The 20,105-nt window shown below is 63.8% G+C and carries 17 protein-coding genes and 1 tRNA gene; 17 read left to right on the top strand and 1 reads right to left on the bottom strand.

The window, feature by feature from the left end:
• Window positions 1-3 precede the first annotated feature (3 nt).
• Entirely contained in the window at window positions 4-1,416 is a 1,413-nt protein-coding gene (gene radA, locus PLU72_10245) for a DNA repair protein RadA (GenBank protein ID HOT28561.1), read from the top strand.
• 4 nt (window positions 1,417-1,420) lie between these two features.
• The gene (locus PLU72_10250) at window positions 1,421-3,052 is read left to right on the top strand and encodes a hypothetical protein (protein ID HOT28562.1); all 1,632 of its coding nucleotides are present in this window, start codon (window positions 1,421-1,423) and stop codon (window positions 3,050-3,052) included.
• 3 nt (window positions 3,053-3,055) lie between these two features.
• Here PLU72_10250 and PLU72_10255 read toward each other — a convergent pair whose 3' ends face one another.
• Window positions 3,056-3,529: a CYTH domain-containing protein gene (locus tag PLU72_10255; protein ID HOT28563.1), complete on the bottom strand. Its 474-nt coding sequence runs from the start codon at window positions 3,527-3,529 to the stop codon at window positions 3,056-3,058.
• Window positions 3,530-3,645: 116 nt separating this feature from the next.
• Between PLU72_10255 and PLU72_10260 the strand changes: the two genes are divergently transcribed.
• The 15 genes from PLU72_10260 to PLU72_10330 all read left to right on the top strand — a co-directional run bounded on the left by PLU72_10260 (window position 3,646) and on the right by PLU72_10330 (window position 20,090).
• The gene (locus PLU72_10260; GenBank protein HOT28564.1) at window positions 3,646-4,740 is read left to right on the top strand and encodes an LptF/LptG family permease; all 1,095 of its coding nucleotides are present in this window, start codon (window positions 3,646-3,648) and stop codon (window positions 4,738-4,740) included.
• 57 nt (window positions 4,741-4,797) lie between these two features.
• Window positions 4,798-6,573: an arginine--tRNA ligase gene (argS, locus tag PLU72_10265; GenBank protein HOT28565.1), complete on the top strand. Its 1,776-nt coding sequence runs from the start codon at window positions 4,798-4,800 to the stop codon at window positions 6,571-6,573.
• Window positions 6,574-6,576: 3 nt separating this feature from the next.
• On the top strand, window positions 6,577-9,315 hold the full coding sequence (locus tag PLU72_10270) for a tetratricopeptide repeat protein (GenBank protein HOT28566.1): 2,739 nt from the start codon (window positions 6,577-6,579) through the stop codon (window positions 9,313-9,315).
• A 26-nt stretch (window positions 9,316-9,341) separates the two neighbouring features.
• Window positions 9,342-9,833, top strand: a complete 492-nt coding sequence (locus tag PLU72_10275; protein HOT28567.1) for an ATP-binding protein — start codon at window positions 9,342-9,344, stop codon at window positions 9,831-9,833.
• Window positions 9,830-10,138 carry an STAS domain-containing protein gene (locus PLU72_10280; GenBank protein ID HOT28568.1) on the top strand — a complete coding sequence of 103 codons (309 nt, stop codon included), beginning with the start codon at window positions 9,830-9,832 and terminating at the stop codon, window positions 10,136-10,138. The genes PLU72_10275 and PLU72_10280 overlap by 4 nt, the downstream gene beginning before the upstream one ends.
• Window positions 10,139-10,155: 17 nt before the next feature.
• Window positions 10,156-10,854, top strand: a complete 699-nt coding sequence (gene tmk / locus PLU72_10285) for a dTMP kinase (protein HOT28569.1) — start codon at window positions 10,156-10,158, stop codon at window positions 10,852-10,854.
• On the top strand, window positions 10,851-12,743 hold the full coding sequence (locus PLU72_10290) for a diguanylate cyclase (GenBank protein HOT28570.1): 1,893 nt from the start codon (window positions 10,851-10,853) through the stop codon (window positions 12,741-12,743). The genes tmk and PLU72_10290 overlap by 4 nt, the downstream gene beginning before the upstream one ends.
• Window positions 12,744-12,761: 18 nt before the next feature.
• The gene (locus PLU72_10295) at window positions 12,762-13,217 is read left to right on the top strand and encodes a DUF327 family protein (GenBank protein HOT28571.1); all 456 of its coding nucleotides are present in this window, start codon (window positions 12,762-12,764) and stop codon (window positions 13,215-13,217) included.
• A 20-nt stretch (window positions 13,218-13,237) separates the two neighbouring features.
• Complete coding sequence (rapZ, locus tag PLU72_10300; protein HOT28572.1) at window positions 13,238-14,143, top strand: RNase adapter RapZ; 906 nt, start codon at window positions 13,238-13,240, stop codon at window positions 14,141-14,143.
• A 73-nt stretch (window positions 14,144-14,216) separates the two neighbouring features.
• Entirely contained in the window at window positions 14,217-15,113 is an 897-nt protein-coding gene (locus PLU72_10305) for a hypothetical protein (GenBank protein HOT28573.1), read from the top strand.
• Entirely contained in the window at window positions 15,110-15,376 is a 267-nt protein-coding gene (locus PLU72_10310; protein HOT28574.1) for a SpoVG family protein, read from the top strand. Before PLU72_10305 ends, PLU72_10310 begins: the two co-directional genes overlap by 4 nt.
• Before the next feature lie 67 nt (window positions 15,377-15,443).
• Window positions 15,444-15,515 (top strand) — tRNA-Gln (locus PLU72_10315).
• 50 nt (window positions 15,516-15,565) lie between these two features.
• A complete protein-coding gene (locus PLU72_10320; GenBank protein HOT28575.1) occupies window positions 15,566-16,591 on the top strand; it encodes an NTP transferase domain-containing protein in 1,026 nt (341 codons plus the stop codon).
• A 38-nt stretch (window positions 16,592-16,629) separates the two neighbouring features.
• Window positions 16,630-17,577 carry a ribose-phosphate pyrophosphokinase gene (locus tag PLU72_10325; protein HOT28576.1) on the top strand — a complete coding sequence of 316 codons (948 nt, stop codon included), beginning with the start codon at window positions 16,630-16,632 and terminating at the stop codon, window positions 17,575-17,577.
• A 35-nt stretch (window positions 17,578-17,612) separates the two neighbouring features.
• On the top strand, window positions 17,613-20,090 hold the full coding sequence (locus tag PLU72_10330) for a tetratricopeptide repeat protein (protein HOT28577.1): 2,478 nt from the start codon (window positions 17,613-17,615) through the stop codon (window positions 20,088-20,090).
• Window positions 20,091-20,105 lie beyond the last annotated feature (15 nt).

Here is a 20,105-nt window from a genome sequence, read left to right on the forward strand (position 1 = left end):
GATATGGGCCGCAAGAACGGTGTGACCTACGCGTGCCAGACGTGCGGACAGAGTTACAGCAAGTGGCAGGGCCAGTGCAGCGGGTGTGAGGAGTGGAACACCATCGTCGCCGAGGCCGCGGGCCCGGCCGGCCGCCCGACGATGCACGATTTCAAGTCGGGGGCGGCGAACCTCGCGCTGTGCCAGTCCCTCGACGACGTGAAGGCGGAACGGGCCGCCCGCTTCGCGACCGGCTTCGATACGTTTGACGAGCTGATCGGCGGCGGCCTCGTTCCCGGCGGCATCACCCTGATCGGCGGCGAGCCCGGCGTCGGCAAGTCGACCTTCATGCTCCAGCTCGCCTCGCGGCTCGGGGTGACGATCAAGCCCATTCTCTACATCTCGGGCGAAGAGTCCCTGACCCAGATCAAGCTTCGCGCCGACCGGCTCGGCATCGGCAACGGGAAGGACATCTTCCTCGTTTCCGAGCAGAACATCGACGCGGCGCTCGGGGCCGTGATGACCTACCAGCCGCGCCTGCTCGTCATCGACTCGATCCAGACGGTGTTCACTCCTCAGCTCGAAGCCACGCCCGGCGCGGTCGCCCAGGTGCGCGAGTGCGCCGCCATCCTCACGAAGTTCGGCAAAGACCGAGGTCTGCCGGTCATGATCATCGGCCACGTGACGAAGGAAGGCGCGATCGCCGGCCCGAAGGTGCTCGAGCACATCGTCGACACCGTCCTCTACTTCGAGGGTGAGATCAATTCGAATTTTCGCATCCTGCGCGTGTTCAAGAACCGATTCGGCGCCACAGGCGAGGTCGCGGTGTTCCAGATGACGGGAAACGGCCTGATGCCGGTGCTGAACCCGTCCGACCTCTTCGTCAGCCGCCACCGCACCGAATCTCCCGGCGTCGTCGTGGTGCCGCTTCTCGAAGGATCCCGCTGCATCCTGGCCGAACTGCAGACCCTGGTGACCCACTCGTTCCTGTCGATGCCGCGCCGCGTGGTGTCGGGCATCGATTCGAACCGGCTCCATCTCGTGCTCGCCGTGCTCGAAAAACACGGCGGGCTGAAATTCTACAACCGCGATGTCTTCGTGAACGTGGCGGGCGGCCTGCGGCTCGGCGAACCCGGCGGCGACCTCGGCCTCGCGATGGCCCTCGTCGGCAGCGCCTGGGACAAACCGGTGCCGCGCGACCTCCTGATGGCCGGCGAGCTGACGCTTTCGGGCGACATCCGGCCGGTCTCCGGCGTCGAACGCCGCCTGGCGGAAGGCCGCCGGTTCGGCTTCACGCGCTTCCTGGTCTCGGAAGCCGGGGACCCCCCCAAGGGCGCCGGTATCACCCGCGTCCGGACGGTCGCCGACGCCATCCGCTTCGTTTTCCCGAGCGGTCGCCCGCCGGCGCCGCCCTCGAAATCCCAGGGCGAGGAATGATGTCATGACCGGAAGGTCGAGATGGCCCGTCGTCGCCGTGATATGCCTCGTGTTCGTCACGGCCTTCGCCGGCTGGTATGACAGCACCGCGGCGAACGGCACGTTCGTCTACGCCCTGGACGACGCCTATATCCACCTGACGATCGGCAGAACGCTCGCCGAGCACGGCATCTGGGGCGTGTCACCCCGCGAATTCTCCTCCGCCTCCTCCTCCCCTCTCTGGACGATCCTTCTCGCCCTCTGGTGCCGCATTTTCGGGGCAAGCGATCTGGCGCCGCTCGCATTGAACGTTCTCTTCGCCTGTCTGCTGGTCGCCGTTGCCGATTCGCTGCTGTGCGACTCCTGGGACGGCTACGCCGGGCGGCCGTGGCGCCGCTTCGCGTTCCTGTGCGCGCTCATGTTCGCGATTCCCGCGCCGGCGCTCATCCTTTCGGGAATGGAGCATCTTCTGCATGCGCTGCTGGCGGTTCTCTTCATCCTGAAGGCGGCGGAGTTTCTCTGGCCTGGCCCCGATTCATCGAAGCCTTCCGAAGGCTTCCTGACGCTCTCGGCAATCGCCGCGCTCACGGTTGCGACGCGGTATGAGAGCATGGCCCTGGTTGCCCCGGTCTTTCTAGTGCTGGCCTGGAGACGAAAATGGAATTTCGCCGTCCCCCTGGTTCTGGCTTCCCTCCTCCCAGTGGTTCTGTTCGGAATATATAGTATTGTAAATAGAATGCCCTTCGTGCCGGCGTCGATCCTGGTGAAAACGGTCGGGCTCGCCCAGGGACTTCCGTCGTGGCTTCTGTATACACCGCTGGTGAAGGCCGCCATGCGAATCCTGGTCTGTCCACCCCTGCTGGTGATGATGGCGCTGGGCGTCTACACGCTTATCCGCGCGAGACGGGAAGGGACGAACGAGTCGTTCCGGTTTGCCGGCGCCGCGGGCATGTTCGCCCTCTCATCGCTCATCCATGCCGAATTCGTCGGCGTCGGCTGGTTCTACCGATACGAAGCCTACCTGATCGCGGTCGGAATGACGACCGCCCTGCCGGCCTTCGTGAACGACGTCGTCGTTCATGCGTCGCAGCGGGACGATCGGCGGAAATTCCATTCGATCGTTTTCTCCGCGCTCGTCTGCGTGCTGTTCTGGCCGTTCGTCACGCGGGCGGCGCTGTCCCTGGTCGACACCCCTCGTGCGTATCGGAACATCGGTGACCAGCAGGTGCAGCTGGCGCGATTTCTCGCGGCGAAGGGGACCGGGAAGACCGTGGCCCTGAACGATATCGGGGCCGTCGCCTATTACTCCGACACCCCCATCCTGGACCTGTTCGGCCTTGCCAGCCCCGAAGTCTATCGCGTCCGAATCCGCCACGAATACTCCACGGAGTCGATCGAACGGCTTGCCAGGCGGGCCGGCGCGGAAACGGCGATCCTGACCCCCGACTGGTACAAGGTGTTCGGCGGCATTCCCGCCTCCTGGACGCAGGTGGCGACGTGGAAGATCGAAAACAACATCATCTGCGGCAGCGATACGGTCGCATTTTACGCGATCGAGCCGAGTGCCCGGGAGGACCTGGAGCGCAGGCTGAAGGAGTTCGGGCCGAGCCTGCCGTCCGACGTGACGGCGGCGTTCCCGGGCAATCACGCAAAGTGACCGTCAGGCGGTGTTCCAGTTCCGCCAGGGGTTCCGGGCCAGGCTGGAGTTGAAATAGCGGGGGTCGCCCGTCACTTCTCGGCCGGCCCAGGAGGGAAGTTCGAAGTGAACGCCTTCGCCGGAAAATTCTATTTCAGCGACTATCAAACCTTCGTTCTCGCCCGCAAACTCGTCGATCTCCCACTTCCTGCCGGCGAATGCGACGGTATACCGCGTTTTCTCGATGAGGGGCTTTTCACAGAGACGCTCGAGCATCTCCCGGGCGTCGACGGCGGGGATCTCATACTCGTACTCCGCCCTGGCCGCGCCGGAGGATTCCCCCTTGATGGTGAGAAACCCGCGGTCGCCGGCGATTCTGACGCGGACGGTCCGTTCCTTTGCCGTCGAAAGATATCCCTGACGATAGAATACGCCCCGCGCGCCCGTGCGCCAAGCATCTCCGGTGACCAGGAATTTCCGTTCGATTTCGATGCCCATATCCGTTTTCCAATTGTGGCAGGAAATCCGACGCAGAGCAAGAGTTTCCTGTTGCAATTGCCGTCGCGTCACGGTACAGTGAGGGTTCGGACGAACCCGCCGACGCGGTAGGAAACATGCTGAAGACGATCGATCGCTATATCTTTGCCGAGCTCCTGCAGCCGTTCCTGTTCGGAATGGCGTTTTTCGTCGCGATCTGGCTGATCGACCTGATGATGGAGCTGATCAACCTCATTTTCACGAAGGGCGTTCCTCCCTCGGTCGTCTTCCTGTTCTTCGTCTACAATCTTCCGCCCACCCTCGTCATCAGCTTTCCCATGGCCATCCTGCTCGGCACGCTCGTGGCGTTCGGCCGCCTCTCGTCCGATTCCGAGGTCATCGCCATGAAGGCGGGCGGGTACAGCTTCACGCGCATCGCGATGCCGGCCGTCGTCGCCGGAATCGCCGTCACGGGCGTCACGTTTCTGTTCAACGAGAAAGTGGTGCCGGTCGCGAACGACAAGTTCAGCAAACTGTTCAGGCGCGAGGTCACGCTCAAGCGGCCCCTTCCGAAGATCGCCGCGAACCGGTTCTTCGAGGCCGGTCCCGGACGGAAATTCTTCGTTCAGGAGTTCGACAAGGAAACCCGCGACATGTTCGGCGTCATCATGTACGAAGGCCAGGCGAAGAACTACCCGCGGGTCATCGAGGCCGCGAAAGCCCGGATCTCCGACGGGAAGTGCGTGTTCTGGAACGGCCGCATCTCGGACCTTCGCAGCTCCGGCGCCGATTATCACTACACCTACTTCGACACGCTCGACTACCCGATCGACACGCATTACGTGAACCCCGACGACGTGCCGGACAACAAGGACCCCCGCCGGATGAACCTGGGCGAGCTCTATGCCTACATCCAGGACCTCCAGGGCAAGGGACTGACCGGCAAGGCCCTGAAGCAGAACTGGATCGAGTTCTGGACCAAGACCTCGATTCCGTTCGCGAGCCTGATCTTCGTTCTTCTCGGCGCGCCGCTCGGCACGCAGACGAGCCGCTCCGGCACCAGCATCGGGATCGGCATGTCGGTCGTGATCATTTTCCTGTACTACGTCTTTTTCGCCGCCGGAAAGGCCTTCGCCACCGGTGGTTACGTGTCGCCCTTCGTGGGCGTCTGGCTGCCGAACTTCATCATCGGCAGCATCGGCGTGTGGCTGATCATGCGCTCCAAGGCCTGAGCCGCCGTCGTCCATCCCGGCATCCCCCGCGGGTGCCCGAGTTCCAGGAGACCGTTTGTGAAAAAGCCCCTGACCGCCCTGATCGCAGCGAAACTGACGGAAACGGTGCGCCGGTACGGCGTCGACCCGGCCGGCGTCTTCGATCTCCAGGTGCCGCCCGACCGTTCGAAGGGCGACTTCGCCCTGAACACCGCCATGCGCCTGGCGAAACCCGCGAAGAAACGGCCGCTCGAACTCGCCGAGGAGATCGCCGCGATTCTCCGGACCGAGACCGACTGGTTCGACCGCATCGAGGTCGCGCCGCCGGGCTTCATCAATATGTTTCTCAAGACGGCCGTCATCGGCCGCGTGCTCGCTGAAACCGCGAAGCAGGCCGACCTGGGCGTGCGGCGCGAAGACCGGCCCCAGACCGTCGTCATCGATTATTCGAGCGTGAATATAGCGAAGCAGATGCATGTCGGCCATCTTCGTTCCACCATCATCGGCGACGTGCTTTCGCGCGTGCTCGAAGCCCGCGGTGAAAAGGTGATCCGCCAGAATCATCTCGGCGACTGGGGACTGCCCATCGCCATGGTCATCTGGAAGGCCGGCCCGCTCCTGCGCGACATCGAAGCCCGCGGCGTGCCGGTCGAGTCCGAACTGACCCTCGCGAAGCTGGAAACGCTGTATCGCGATGCGACGGCCGCCTGCAAGGAAGACCCGACCGCAGCCGCGACGTGTCACGACATCCTCGTGAAGCTTCAGAACGGGGACGAGCAGCTGCTCCGCGACTGGCGCACCGTGACCCGCGTCTCGATGGCCGAGGTCTATCGCATGTACGCCGAGCTGGGCGTCAGACTGACGCCGGAGCACGAGTGCGGCGAGAGCTTCTACCGCGACCGCCTGGCGGCGGCGGTCGAAGCCGTAAAACAGGCCGGCCGGCTCGTCGAGTCGCAGGGCGCCCGGTGCGTGTTCCTCGAGCATTTCAAGGCGAAGGACGGCAGCCCGCTTCCCGTCATCGTCCAGAAGTCCGACGGCGGCTACAACTACGAGACGTTCGACCTGGCGGCGGTGATCTATCGCGTGAACGAGCTGGCCGCTGATCGCGTGATCTACGTGACCGACGCCCGCCAGGCTCTGCACTTCGCGCAGGTGTTCGACGTGGCGACGGTCTGCGGCTGGACGAAACGGGCCGACGGGACCTCCGTCAGCTTCGAACACGTGCCGTTCGGAAGCGTGCTCGGCGAGGACAACAAGCCTCTCAAGACGCGCAGCGGCGAGAACGTGAAACTCTCCGACCTCATCTCGGAAGCCGTTGAACGCGCCTACGCCACGGTCTGCGAGAAGAACGCCGATCTGCCCGAAGAGCAGAAGCGCCGCGTCGCCAAAGCCGTCGGCATCGGCGCCGTCAAATACGCCGATCTGAGTCAGAACCGTAATAATGACTATATATTCTCGTTCGACCGCATGCTCGCTCTGCAGGGCAACACCGCGCCGTATCTGCAATACGCGCATGCCCGCATCTGCTCGATCTTCCGCAAGGGAGGAATCGCGGATGCCGAAGATCTCGGCGATCCCGTCCTCGTCGAGCCGGCAGAACGGGCGCTCGGTTTGAAGCTCCTGGAGTTCGCGGACGTCGTTGCCTCGGTCGAAGCCGATCTGCGACCTCACACCCTGTGCACCTACCTGTTCGACCTCGCGACCGCATTCTCGGGCTTTTACGATCAGTGCCCGGTGCTCGTGGCGGCCGACCCGCAGCAACGCAGGTCGCGCCTCGCCCTGTGCCGCATCACGCGGCGAACCCTGGCGCTCGGCCTCGACCTGCTTGGCATCGAAGCGCCCCAGGAGATGTAAGCCATGCCGGTCTGTCCAACCTGCGCCCAGCCGAACGAGCCCAACCGCCGTTTCTGCGGTTCGTGCGGAGCCCGCCTCGAATCGTCCGTCGAAGGAACGCCCGAATCCGCTTCGCCGTCGGCGCCGCGGGGACGCGCGTCCGGCGCCGTCACCCCCGCCGAGCTCGAGGCTCTGACGGCCGAGGTGAAACGGTCGCCGACCTCTGCCGATGCGTATCTGCGACTCGGCGCGGCTCTGCTCGCCTCGGGAAAGGGAGAACGGGCGTTTTCGACGTTTCGGGCGGCCAAGGCCATCGCGCCGAACGACGTCCGCATCCACCGGCTCGGCGCCGAGATCCTCGAGACGCTGGGGCGGCACGACGAGGCGCTGGCCGCGCTCGACACGGTCGTAAAGCTGAGCCCGGGCGGCGATATCGAGGCGGACCTCCAGGCCGCCAGGATCCTCCACGAGTCCGGCCGGCGCCAGAAGGCGCTCGACCGGCTTCAGCGGCTGCGGGACGCGGCGCCGCGCAAGCCGGAGATTCTTCTCAGGCTTTCCGAGATCGAGCTGAGTCTCGGAGATGCGGTCGCGGCGCAGATCGACCTGACCGCGTACCGCAAGCAGACCGGTGAGTCGCGCGAGATGTTCCTCCTGCTCGGCCAGGCGATGATGGCCCAGTCGTTCCACGACGGCGCGATCCGCCATTACCGGGACGCTCTGGCGAAATTTCCGGACGATTTCGAGCTCCGGCTCGGCCTGGGCCGGGCATACCTGGGAAGCGGCGAGCGCGGCCAGGCGATGCTCGAGTTCGAGCGGGCCCTGGCGGCGGCTCCGACGAGAATCCCGGTTCTCCTCGAAATGGGCCGCCTCTACGGCGACATGGGGATGGAGGAGAAAGCCGAAGAGCTGTTCGAACGGATTCACCGGCAGAACGTGCGCGACGGCGAGGTGTTTCTATCGCTGGCGGAATATTATCAGAAGAGACGCCGGCCCGGCCGGGCGAAAAGCGAGCTCGAGCGAGCCCGCAGTTGCAGTCCGCATCATCCCGGGATCGTCCGGATGCTGTGCGAAATTCTCGAGGCCGAAAACGACACGGCGAAAGCCCTCGCCGAATACGAGCGGTTCCTCGAAAGCGTTCCCGGGACCGCCTGGGCCCTGGAAGGCGTGATCCGTTGCGCCCGCGCCCAAGGCGAATTCGCGCGCGTCGCGAAGGCGCAGAAGGCGTTCATCGAGGCCGGCCAGGCCACGCCCGAGTCCTGGTGCGACCTGGGTGAGACCCTGATCCGGCTCGGCAAGTTCAGGGAGGCCGAGAAAGCGTTCGAAACCGCTTCCCATCTCGATCCGACCTGCGCCCGGGCCTACCAGGCGCCCGAACTTATCCGCATCGAGAAAGCCCGGGCCGACGGCGAGCAGTTCGTTCAACAGGCGCGCGAGGCGATTAAAAAACGGTTTCTTCTCACCGCGGTCGAGCGGCTCGACCGGGCTCTCGAACTCGTTCCGCGCGAAACAGCCTGGATGCGGCTTCTTGCCGACGTCTGCCTTCGCATCGGCGCGTTCGGCCGCGCCTCGGAGATGCTCTCGAAGGTGCGCGCCGCCGATCCGCGCGACGTATGGGTGAGCCGCCAGCTCGCGCGGGTGTATGAGAGCGAGGAAAAGCAGACGCTTGCGATCGAGCTCCTGGCTTCGGCGCTGAAAGATCAGCCGGGCGACGTCGAGACGCATATCGCGCTCCTCAGACTCAAGCGCGGCCAGGTCAAAGGAGACCGGTTCGAGCGCGACATGCTCGGTTCGCTGATGAAGCATGTGCAGGCCGAGTTGTCCGGTCTCGGCAAAAACAGCCCGGTGCCGGCGCTGGTCGAGGGATTCGCGCAGTATATCTTCGGCATGGGAACCCGTTCCCAGACCGAGGCGCTGGCGAAGGCCCAGGAATTATTCGAGGAGGCCCTGTACCGCAACGGCGACGATCCGTGGGCTCAGCGAGGCCTGACGCTGGTCTTCCGGGCCCGGGGGGACGTGAAGAAGGCGGCGCACCATTTGCAGGAAGTGGTCAGGCAGAGTTCCGATCCGACCCAACTCCTTGCGCTGGCGAAACTCCACGAGAACTTCCAGTTCTACGGGGACGCGCGGCGCTGTTACACCTCTCTCAAAAACCTGTTTCCCGACAACGGCCTGTACCGGCGCCGGATCGTCGAGATGATGTCGCACGAGAGCGAGGCCGGCGGGAAGAACCTGCTGATGGAATTCCTCGGAACGGTCCAGGAACAGGTGAAGGCGTCCCAGATCGACCCCTGGCCCGCATACGATCTCGCCGTCGCCCAGACGATCATGGCGCGCCGCTCGACGCAGCGCGAGGAATGGTCGCGCCGGGCCCTCCTGAGCTGGAACAAGGCCGCCTCGATGGCCGATGCGCCGCAGTGGTCGCGCTGGGGGCTGATGGAGGCGCAACTCGAGTTCCTCAAGGGCGCCGATCGGCTCCGGGCGCTGAACCAGAACCTGAAACTCTGCGAGAAGATCGCGCGGGAACATCCCGACCTGGCCCCCGCCCATGCGGCGGTCGCCCGATGCTATCTCGGCTTCGAAGACCTCGCCCAGACGGACCGGGCGGCAAAACATCTGGAGACGGCCGTTTTTCTCGACCCTCATGCGGTCGAATACCAGATGCTGCTCGCGAAAATGTATCGCGAGCTCGGTCGTGCGGCACGGGTGGACGCGATTCGACAGGCCGTGATACTATCGGAACCGGAGTTGGCCCTGAAGATCTGACGCGCCTGGAAAGGATCTTGCCCAAGGTGCCCGTTTCCGGCGGATACGATATAGACAAGTTGATTGATTCGGCGCCTGACAGGACGACGCTCGTCGATCTCGAACTGTCGGGCAATCCGCGTTGCCTTGCCCTCGTGCGGCGTCTTCTCGAGGCAAGCGCCCATTCGATGCTTCTCGACGAGACCCTGCTCAACGACATCAAGCTCGCCGTGACCGAGGCATGCACGAACGTCATCAAGCATGCGTTCAAATACGATCCGACGAAAAAATTCGGGGTCACGATCCAGATTTCCCCGATGCTCTACCTGATTCGCGTGATCTATGAAGATTCCGGGTTCAATCCTGATTCGATCCCCCTCCCGGATCTCGATGAATACAAAGGCGGAGGGCTCGGCGTTTATATCATGCGCAACATCATGGATGACGTGGTATATTCAACAGACCCCCCCACGGGGATGGTGACCTTGCGTATGGTAAAATTGCTGAAACCTCTTTTCACGACCGGAGGCCCCATGTGAAGATAGACATACAGCGGGATGCGGCGCATCAGCGCACGACCTTCGTCCTCGACGGAGAGTTGGACGTCCATCAGGCGAAGACGCTCAAGTCGACCGTTCTCGAGAAGCTCGAGGAGGGCGTCTGGACGTACGTGATCGAGATGAACAGCGTCGGATACATCGACAGCTCGGGGCTCGGCATGCTCGTCTACCTCAAGAAGGAAATCCTTCGAAGCCAGGGACGCATGGTCATCGCCAACCCGACGGAAGCCGTTCTCAACGTCTTCCGCCTCACGAAGCTCAACGAGTTTTTCGAGCTGGGCTGAACGACGTCTTCGATCCGATGATGCATCCGCCTGCCGCCGGAACAACCGCCCCGAGCCGATCGCCGGGGCTGTTCATCACGTTCGAGGGGCCCGAAGGCAGCGGCAAGAGCACCCAGATCAGGCGGCTTGCGGCCGAACTCGAAGCGGTCGGACGAACCGTGATTCTTACGCGCGAACCGGGCGGTACGACCGCCGGCGACCGCATCCGGAGCATCCTCCTGGATAAAACCGGCGTCTCCCTGGAGCCCGAGACGGAAGTGTTTCTGATGCTCGCTCAGCGCACGGAACACTGGAAAAAAGTCATCGAGCCGGCGAAAGCGCGCGGCTGCATCATTCTGTGCGATCGCTATTTCGACAGCAGTCTCGCCTACCAGGGATACGGCCGCGGGATCGACGTCGCCGCGATCCGCAAGCTGCATATCGATTTTCTCGGCTCCGGGTTCCTGCCCGATGCCACGGTTCTGTTCGACCTGCCGCCCGAAAAAGGGCTCGAGCGTGTCAGAACCTCCGGCCGCGGCGCCCCCGACCGCATCGAGTCCGAAGAGCTCGCGTTTCACCGCCGCGTCCGGGAAGGATATCTCGCGGCGGCCGCTTCCGAGCCGGAACGCTACCTCGTCATCCCTGCCGACCGCGACGTCGCGCAGATTGCCCGCGACGTTTCGGCCGCCCTCAACGCCCGGTTCGCCCTGAATCTCGGCTGTGAGGCCCCGGCATGAATTTCACCCTGCGAATCCAGGCCTACCTGCTCACCGTCTGGGTGGCAGGCTGGTTCATCTTCCGGAAAAACGGCGTCGAGTTGCCCCTCGTGCCGTACGTGGCTATCGCGGCCGCGACCGCCGTGGTCGTCCAGGTCATCGTCTACCGGAGCATCATGAAACCGCTCCGCCGGTTCGTCGAGATATCGGACAACATCGCCGACGGCGATTTCGACCAGAGTCTCGAGAAGATCGAATTCGCCGCGGTCCAGGACGTCCATCAGGGGATGTCGAAGATCGTCAGCACCCTCGTCGAATCGCGGGGCGCGATCGAGAACTACATGCAGACGATCAGCAGCATGAACAAGGAGCTGGCCCAGAAGGTCGATTCGCTGTCCGTCCTGTACTCCGCCAGCCGCTCGATGGGCACCACGCTCAGCATCGACTCCCTGATCCGGACGCTTCTGACACTATTCATGGAGCGCATCGGGACGGCCGGCGCGGCGATCATGCTCTACAACGACCGCACCGACATGATCACGATCAAGGACCTTCTCGGCTTTCCGCCCGAGCTGTTCGCGAAGTTCCGGTTCTACTCGGATAATAAAATAGCTTCAAGTATATTATCCCAGGAGGAGTGCTGGTCGCCGGCCGAGACCGATCTGACCCTGATGGCCGCCGAGTTCGAAACCGACGCCGTCCGGTCGATCCGGACCCTGTTCCCGATGCGCATCAAGGACCATTTCGTCGGCATCGTGGTTCTGGGCGAGAAAAAGGACGGAAGCGCCTATTCCGATGCAGACCGGCAGCTGATCCAGGCCGTCGTCGGCCTCGCATGCACCTCGATCAACAATGCGACGCTCTACGAGAAGTCCGAGGCAACGAAGAACGAACTCGACCGGAAGGTGTTCAACCTGATGGCGCTCCAGCAGGCCGGCAAAGTGCTCAGCTCGACCCTCAACCTCGAAGAGCTGATCAAAAGCTCGATTGACATGTTTCTCGAGACCGTGTGGGCCAACAAGGGCGTGCTGATGCTCTCCGCGGAAGACCGGCCGGACCTCGAGGTGAAGGCGTTCAAGGGCATCTCATCGGAAGAGGTCGACGGGCTGTGCAAGGACCCCGCCGAGTCATGGGCCATGACCACCCTCGAGAAGGAAAAAAAGCCGATCCTTTCTCACGAGCTCACGAAGGCATCCAATTTCCAGAGCTACCTCGCCGTGAACCGCATGCTGCCGTTCTCCGTCTACATCCCGCTCCTGAAAGAGGGCGAGATCTACGGCGTGATGAAGATCGGCCAGAAGATCAACGGCGAACCCTTCACCGAAAACGATCTCGAATTCTTCACGACGCTGGCCTCCCAGGCCGTCATCGCCTACGAGAACGCCCGTCTCTACTCGCTCGCCATCACCGACTCGATCACGAAACTGTACGTCCATCGCTACTTCCAGCTCCGCCTCGACGAGGAAGTGAAGCGGAGTCGCAGATACAACTCCACCCTGTCGCTGCTTCTCTGCGACATCGACCATTTCAAGATGATCAACGACCAGTACGGGCACCAGCAGGGCGACATCATTCTCCGCGAGGTCAGCCTGATCCTGCGGCGCAACATCCGATCGACGGACATCGCGGCCCGCTACGGCGGCGAGGAGTTCGTCATCATCCTGCCCGAGACGACCCAGTCGGATGCCCGCATCGTCGCGGAACGCATCAGGCGCGACACGGCGAAGTTCGAGTTCCCCGCCCTCGCGCCGGGCCAGCCGCCCCTGCACTGCACCATCTCGATCGGCGTCGCCGGCTTCCCGCTGAACGCCGATTCGAAGGACGAGCTCATTCAGAAGGCCGACAGTTCGATGTACCAGGCCAAGGGGCAGGGCCGTAACCGCGTCGTCCTGTGCGGAACGGAATTGTGACGGGCACGGAGCCGTTCCATGGTTGACATCAAGGTGAAGGGACCCGCCGTCGATCCGGCGCGGCGCGAGGCGGCGAAAAAATCCACGGGACCGGCGGGCGGAGCGGATCGCGCCGGTTTCGGTTCGGCGGTGAAAAGCGCCAGGCGCCAGGTGCTCGACGGCGATCTGCGCCAGATGCTCGACAAGGTGCGCTCCATCGGCGACGCATTCTTCCGGTCCCCCGACGAAGAAAAGCTCGACGATTACAAGGACGCTGTCGCCCAGTATCTGGACCGTGTTTCGAAAGAAACGTTCTCGCTTCGGCAGGAACTTGGCAGCATGAAAGACGGCCAGCAGAAGGTATATCAGCTCGTCGAGACCGTGAAACACGATGTCGACGGCATGACGCGGGAATCCCTCCAGAAAGACAAGGCCCTGGCGCTTCTCGGCTCTCTCGACGAGATCCGGGGCCTCGTCCTGGACCTGTTCACCTGAGCGCGGAGGCGAAAGACACCATGGAATCCCTTTCACAGACCCAGTCTCCCGGAACCCCGTCGCCGAACCTCATGATGACGATCATCACGGGGCTCTCCGGCGCCGGCCTGACGAAGGCCAGCCGGTTCTTCGAGGATGCCGGCCATTTCCTGATCGACAACCTTCCGCCGACGCTCCTGCCGAAATTCGCCCAGCTCTGCTACGACACTCACGGGAAAATCACCAAGGTCGCGATCGTCATCGACATCCGCGGCGGCAAGTTCTTCGAGAGCATGAATGAATCGCTTCAGCAGCTCGAAAACATGGGGGTCAGGGTCAGGATCCTGTTCCTCGAGGCCGAAGACGACATTCTCGTAAGGCGGTTCTCCGAAACCCGCCGCAAACACCCGCTCAGTTCGGGCGGGCGCATCGTCGACGACATCAAATACGAACGGAAACGGCTGGCCGAGATTCGCGCGCGAGCCGACTTCATCATCAACACCTCGGAACTCTCCTCGCACGAGCTGTACGACGAGATCCGCAAGATCATCGACTACGAATCCGCATCCCAGTCCATGTCGCTCGTCATCGTGAGCTTCGGATTCAAGCACGGAATCCCGCTCGATGCCGACATGGTGTTCGACGTGCGGTTCCTGCCGAATCCCTATTACGTTCCCGAGATGAAATACCTTTCGGGGCTCGACAAGCCAGTGGCCGATTTCGTCCTCGGCTCCGAAGTCGGAAGCCAGTTCGTCGGGCGGCTGAAGGAGTTTCTCGAATACCTGATCCCGCAGTTCGTCCAGGAACCGAAAACACGCGTCCAGATCGCGATCGGCTGCACGGGCGGACGGCACCGGTCGGTCGCCATGGCCGAGTATCTCGCCGACACGCTCGAGCATCCCCAGGTGCTCGTTTCCCGGAAACATCGCGATCTGGAGCTGGACTGAAGCGGTTTTTTCGCCACTTTTCCCTTGCCTTTTCCCTTATATGTGATATACTATTCCCTTTGAGGGAATAGCTATGCTTCGGCAGTTGAATCTTGCATCCAGGCTCCCGGTCGCGATCGCGCTGTTGCTGTGCGCGGTCGGCTCCGTTATTGCGCAGCCTGTTTCTCCGATGAAATTCAACCTCGCCGGCCAACCTGCCATTCGCACCACCCCCCAGGAAAGCGAACCCCTCGGCGAGTTTCGCATCTCCCTCGACAGCCAGTTGCTCGCCCCGCGCGTCGAACAGACCGTCGCCGAGCGCTTTCAGCTGCCGGAAGCCTCTTCCCAGCCCTTCACCGGGGAACTGGTTCTGCGGAGTTCCTCGCTTGCCGAAGAAGATTCCTCCGCCTTCGAGATTCCCCTCCGCCGAATCCGCGAATCACGCCGGATCGGCGTGGACGAGTTCGATACGACGCTGACTCTGATGACTGGCTACGCCCAGCCGCAGGAGGATTCCCCCCGCATCTCGGGCGTTCGCCGAATCGGCCGCCTCTCGCTCTACGGCGAGATCGACCATGCCACGGTCGTGAAGAACCCTCTCCAGACCTCGTCGGTCAGGCCGCAGGCCAGCCCGGTCGTTCAGGCGAACCGCGTGGCCCCCGCGATGCCGAAAACCGCGCAGGACGAACTGGTCCGGCCCATCGACGCGCATGCGGCGAACGACGACGTCTCCGCCCTGGCCCTCAGAAACTATTATCTCGAGGCCATCTACAGTTTCATGCCTTCGCTCCAGGGCAAGGTTTCCTACAAGCGCTCCGAGATCGAGACGTTCGATCCCAACGAGAACGTCCAGGTCGAGGGTATCGTCCAGGCCGGCCAGGACGTCATCATCAAGGCCGGGTATCGCAACGAGACGAGCCCGTCCGAGACGAAAGACCGCAAGCCGGCCAGCGACCAGAAGGTCTGGACCGAATTCATCCTGAAGTTTTGAACATCACCGACATCAGGATCGTCCGGCTGAAAACCCCTCAGGGACAGACGCGAGCCTTCGCCGAGGTCACGTTCGACGGCGAACTGGCGATCCGCGACTTCAAAGTGATCGAAACCCCGCGAGGCCTCTTCGTGAGCATGCCCGCGCGCCGCGCCCCGGACGGGCGTTTCCATGACCTCGTCATCCCCGTGACCGGCGAACTCCGCGGCCGCATCCAGGCGAGCATCCTCCGCGCCTACGAGGACGAACTCGCCCGTCCCTGACCGTTGCAGGAAACGCGGTTTTGTGCTACCGTGTAGCCCGTGCTCGCGAGCTCTTCCGAGCGCTTTTTGGGGCGTCGTCAAGCGGTAAGACACATGCCTTTGGAGCATGCATTCCCAGGTTCGAATCCTGGCGCCCCAGCTCTTTTTTTTCAACCCTGTGTGAACTGAACGCCCCGGGAGGTCGCCAGCATGGCTGCCGACAGCATCACCGCCCTCGTTCTCGCCGCCGGCAAAGGGGTCCGGATGAAATCCGACCTGCCGAAGGTCCTCCACCCGATTCTCGGCCGCCCGATGGTCCGATACGTCATCGACACGGTGCGCTCGATCGGCGCCGACCCGGTCCATGTCGTCGTGGGATTCGGCAAGGAGCGCCTGATCGAGGCGCTGCGCGACGACGGGACCATGTTTGTCGAACAGCCCGAGCAGCTCGGAACGGGCCACGCGGCCCAGTGCTTCGCCCGCGCCTGCCCGACGCCGCCCGCACATCTGCTCGTGGTGTGCGGTGACACGCCCCTCCTGTCGCGCGACACCCTTCGCACCATGGTCGAGACGCACCTGCGCGAGCGGCCGGCCTGCACGATGATGACTCTCGACATGGCCGAACCGGGCGGATACGGCCGCATCCTGCGAGACCGGGACGGCAACGTGACCGAGATTCGCGAGGCCAAGGACTGCTCCGACGACCAGAAGAAAATCAGGGAAGTGAACCTGGCGATCTATCTCTTCGACGGCCCGGCGCTCTACGAGCGGCTCTTCAAGCTGACCAACCGCAACAATCAGAAGGAATACTACCTGACGGACATCGTCGGGATGCTGACGACCGACGGAAAGCGCGTTCTCGCGATCCGGGAGCGGGACGAGCGGTCGACCCTCGGCATCAACAGCCGCGCCGACCTGGCGATGGTGGGCGACATCCTGCGCCGCCAGGTGCTCGAACGTCACATGGCGGCCGGCGTGACGATTCTCGACCCCGGCCAGACCTGGATCGAGCCCGGCGTGACGATCGGCGCAGAGACCGTCGTCTGGCCTGGAACGACGCTGACCGGCGCGACCTCCGTCGGACGTCGCGCCGTCATCGGCCCCCAGACGATGATTTCGGACTCGAACGTCGGCGACGGCGCCGTCGTCAGATTCAGCGTGATCGACCGCGCGACCGTCCGCGACGGCGTGACCCTTTCACCATTCACGAACATCTCGGGGAACGAGCCCGCCTGAGCCCGGCCCCGAACGAGCCAACGGAGGCATCGAAGGTCATGGTCAACGGCAAGCAGGTGAAGATCTTCTCCGGCACCGCGAATCCCAAGCTTGTACAGTCGATCTGCGAGTATCTGCAGGTCCGCGAGGGCAGGATCATGCACAACAAGTTCGCCGACGGCGAGTTGTACTGCCGCATCGACGAGTCGGTGCGCGGCTGCGACACGTTCATCATCCAGCCGACCTGTCCGCCGGTGACGGACAACCTGATGCGCCTGCTGATCACGATCGACGCGCTCCGCCGCGCCTCGGCCGGCAGCGTCACGGCCGTCGTGCCGTATTTCGGCTACAGCCGCCAGGAAAAGAAGAGCACCGGCCGCGAGCCGATTACCGCGAAACTCGTCGCCAACCTCATCTGCACGGCCGGCGCCGGGCGTATTGTATCGGTCGATATGCATGACCCCGCCCTCCAGGGCTTCTTCGACATCCCCGTCGATCATCTCTCGGCCTCGACCCTGCTCGCCGACCATTTCCGGAGTTCGGACCTCTCGAACACGGTCATCGTCTCGCCCGACACCGGCGGCGTTCACCGCGCCAGGGCGTTCGCCAACAGGCTCGGTCTGCCTCTCGCGATCATCGACAAGCGTCGCCCCGAAGCCAACAAGGCCGTCGTGATGAACGTCATCGGCGAGGTCAAGGGCCGCGACGTCATCATCATCGACGACATCATCGACACGGCGGGCACGCTGGTCAGGGTCGCCGAAGCTCTTTCCGAAAAAGGCGTGAAGAAGATCATCGCCTGCTGCACTCACGCCCTCCTCTCCGACCCGGCTGCCGAGCGGATCGCGCCCTCCGCCGTGACCGAGATCGTGACGACCGACTCGATTCCGGTCGACGAGGAAAAGCGCAAGAAGTGTCGCGTTCACACGATTTCGCTGTCGCGGCTGGTGGGCGAAGCCATCCAGCGCATCTACGACAAGCGCTCCGTCAGCGAACTGTTCATCTAGGCAAGATCCGAAGCCCCTCACGGAGGTTTTTCCCCATGCGTTTCATGCGAACTCCTCTTCTGATCGGGGGGCTTTCGGTAGCTCTCCTGGCCACGACCCTCGCGGGCTGCGGCGGTGGCGGCCGGCGTCGGAACCCGGTCTCCGCGACCGTCGAACGGCCGGAAAAGAGCGGGAAGGAGATCCCGGGAAGCGAGGCCAACGCTCGTATCCGCGCCGCGCTCGACCGGGGCGACGCGAAGACCGCTGAACGGCTCGCCCGGAAGCGGATCGAAAGCCATCCGGCCGACGGGGAGGCACATCGCTTGCTGGCGCGCAGCCTCGTCGCGCTGAACCGCCCGGACGAGGACGTGAAAAAGGCGCTGGAAAAGGCCGAAGTCCTGCAACCGGGCGATGCGAGCGTGCGTCAGGGGTTGGCGGGCCTTCTCGACGCCGATGCGGCCGGGGCGCTCGAAGCGGGAGACCCGGAAAAAGCGATTCGACTCTGGAAACGATGTCTGGCGATGAAATACGAGCCCCGGCAGACCGAGAAACGACTTGCCGAAGCATACAGGCGCCTGGGCGAAACGAAGGCTTCGGCCGGCCGGCCGGCTGAAGCCGAAAAGGCGTTCAGGGAGGCCATCGGGATCATTCCCGACAGTCCGATGCCTCGGCTCGACCTCGCGAAGCTCCTGATGGACGGCGATCGCCTGGTCGAGGCCCAGCGCGAGCTGAAAGAGTTGGTCGATGCCCATCCGAACTTCGAGGCCGGCCTCGTTTCCTACGCGTCCCTGCTGAGACGCATGGGTGACGTGCGCGGCGCGCTCCGACAGGTCGAGCAGGTGCTCGAATTCGCTCCCCGAAATGCAGAGGCGCTGACGCTCAAGGCCGATCTCGCGAACACCATCCCCGTCGGCCAGGCAGAAAGCCCTTCGTCGGACCAGTCCGACGAGCCCGACGCCGACACCGTCCGAAAGCTGGCCCGGCTCGAGTCGGCCGGCGACCTGGCCGGACAGCAGGCCCTTCTCGAAACGTATCTTGCCGCCCATCCCGACGCCGCCTGGGCGAAACTGCGCCAGGCGACGCTGTACGAGCGCATGGGCAGGCACGAGGACGCTCTCGCCCTCGTCGAAACCTACCTCTCCGGCTCGCCGGACGACCTTCGCGCGCGCCTGCTGCGCGCCCGGTGCCTCCAGTTCGCCGGCCGCACCGACGATGCGCTTCAGGCGCTGAACGAGCTCGCATCGGAAAACAAGGCGACCGCCCAGGTGTTCGACGAGACGGGCCTGGTCTACGCGAAGCTCGGCAGATTCGCCGAGGCCGGAGCATGCTGGAAACGAGCCCTCTCCGCGAATCCTTCCTACGCCCCGGCGATGTTCAATATCGGCCAGTTGGCGATGGAGCAGGGAAAGGCCGACGAGGCGCGTGACTGGTTCGACAAAGCCCTCGCCAGGGAACCCGCGAACCTGAAGTTCCGGTATTTCGCGGGACTCAACCTCAAGCAGGCCGGCATGGAACCCGAGGCGAAAGCCGTCTGGGAAAGCGCGAAGGCCTATCTTGCGCCGTCCGACCCGTATGCGCTCCGCATCGCCGCGGCCCTCGGAAAGCCGCTTCCCGCCCCTGCGGCGCCGGCCGCCTCCGTTCCCGTCGCTGTCGCGGCTGAACCTCTCCCCGTGGCGATTCGTTCGACATCGGTCGGGAACGTCGTCGTTCCGCCTTCGACCGGAAGCGAGACGTCCGATCCGGTCTACCAGGCCGCGCTTGAGTCGGCCCGCGCCGGCCGATACCAGGAGGCGATCGACGGGTTCGGCCGAATCCTGGCGGCTTCTCCGACGAATTTCAACGCCCGCATGAATCTCGGAAACGTCTACATGGCGATGAACAGACCGAGCGACGCGGCCGCCCACTACCTGCTCGCGCTCAAACAGGAGCGGAGCAACGCCAACGCCCTCAAGGCGCTGAGCCGGGCGTACGACGAACTCGGCCTTCGCGGCCACGCGGCCGGACTGGCGGCGCGCGCGACCGGAGCGTCCGCCGATTCCGGCGTCCCCGCGGCGACGACGCGAAGCAACCCGCGGGCCTTCGGACCGTTCACGAAGACGCTTCTGGCGAATGGCCTTGCGGAAGAGGCGCTGTCGATCGTCAGCGTCGGCGTCGCGGAAAACCCCGACTCGCCGGAACTCGCCCTGCTCCAGGGCGACGTCTACCTCGCCCTCCGGCAGGATGCGCAGGCCGAATCCGCCTTCAGGCGCGCTCTCGAGATCGACGGGCAGAACCCGGCCCCCCTCGTGAAGCTGGGGGACCTGTACTGGACCCGCCGTCAGACCGATGCGGCGGTTCTCCAATATCAGGCGGCTTTGAAAAGCCCCCTGATCGACCCGGATACCATGTTCGGCATCGTCGAACGGTTCAACCGCCTCGGGAGGCGGACCGACGCGGCGGAGCTTCTCGGCCGTCTCAAGGGGATGAATCTCTCCGAGACGCAATTGGCCGAGCTTCACAGGTATACCGGCAGCCCGTCGCCATCCGTCGAGTGATTCTGCTATCATACG

It is taken from the genome of Candidatus Ozemobacteraceae bacterium, from assembly GCA_035373905.1.
Lineage (GTDB): Bacteria > Muiribacteriota > Ozemobacteria > Ozemobacterales > Ozemobacteraceae > MWAR01.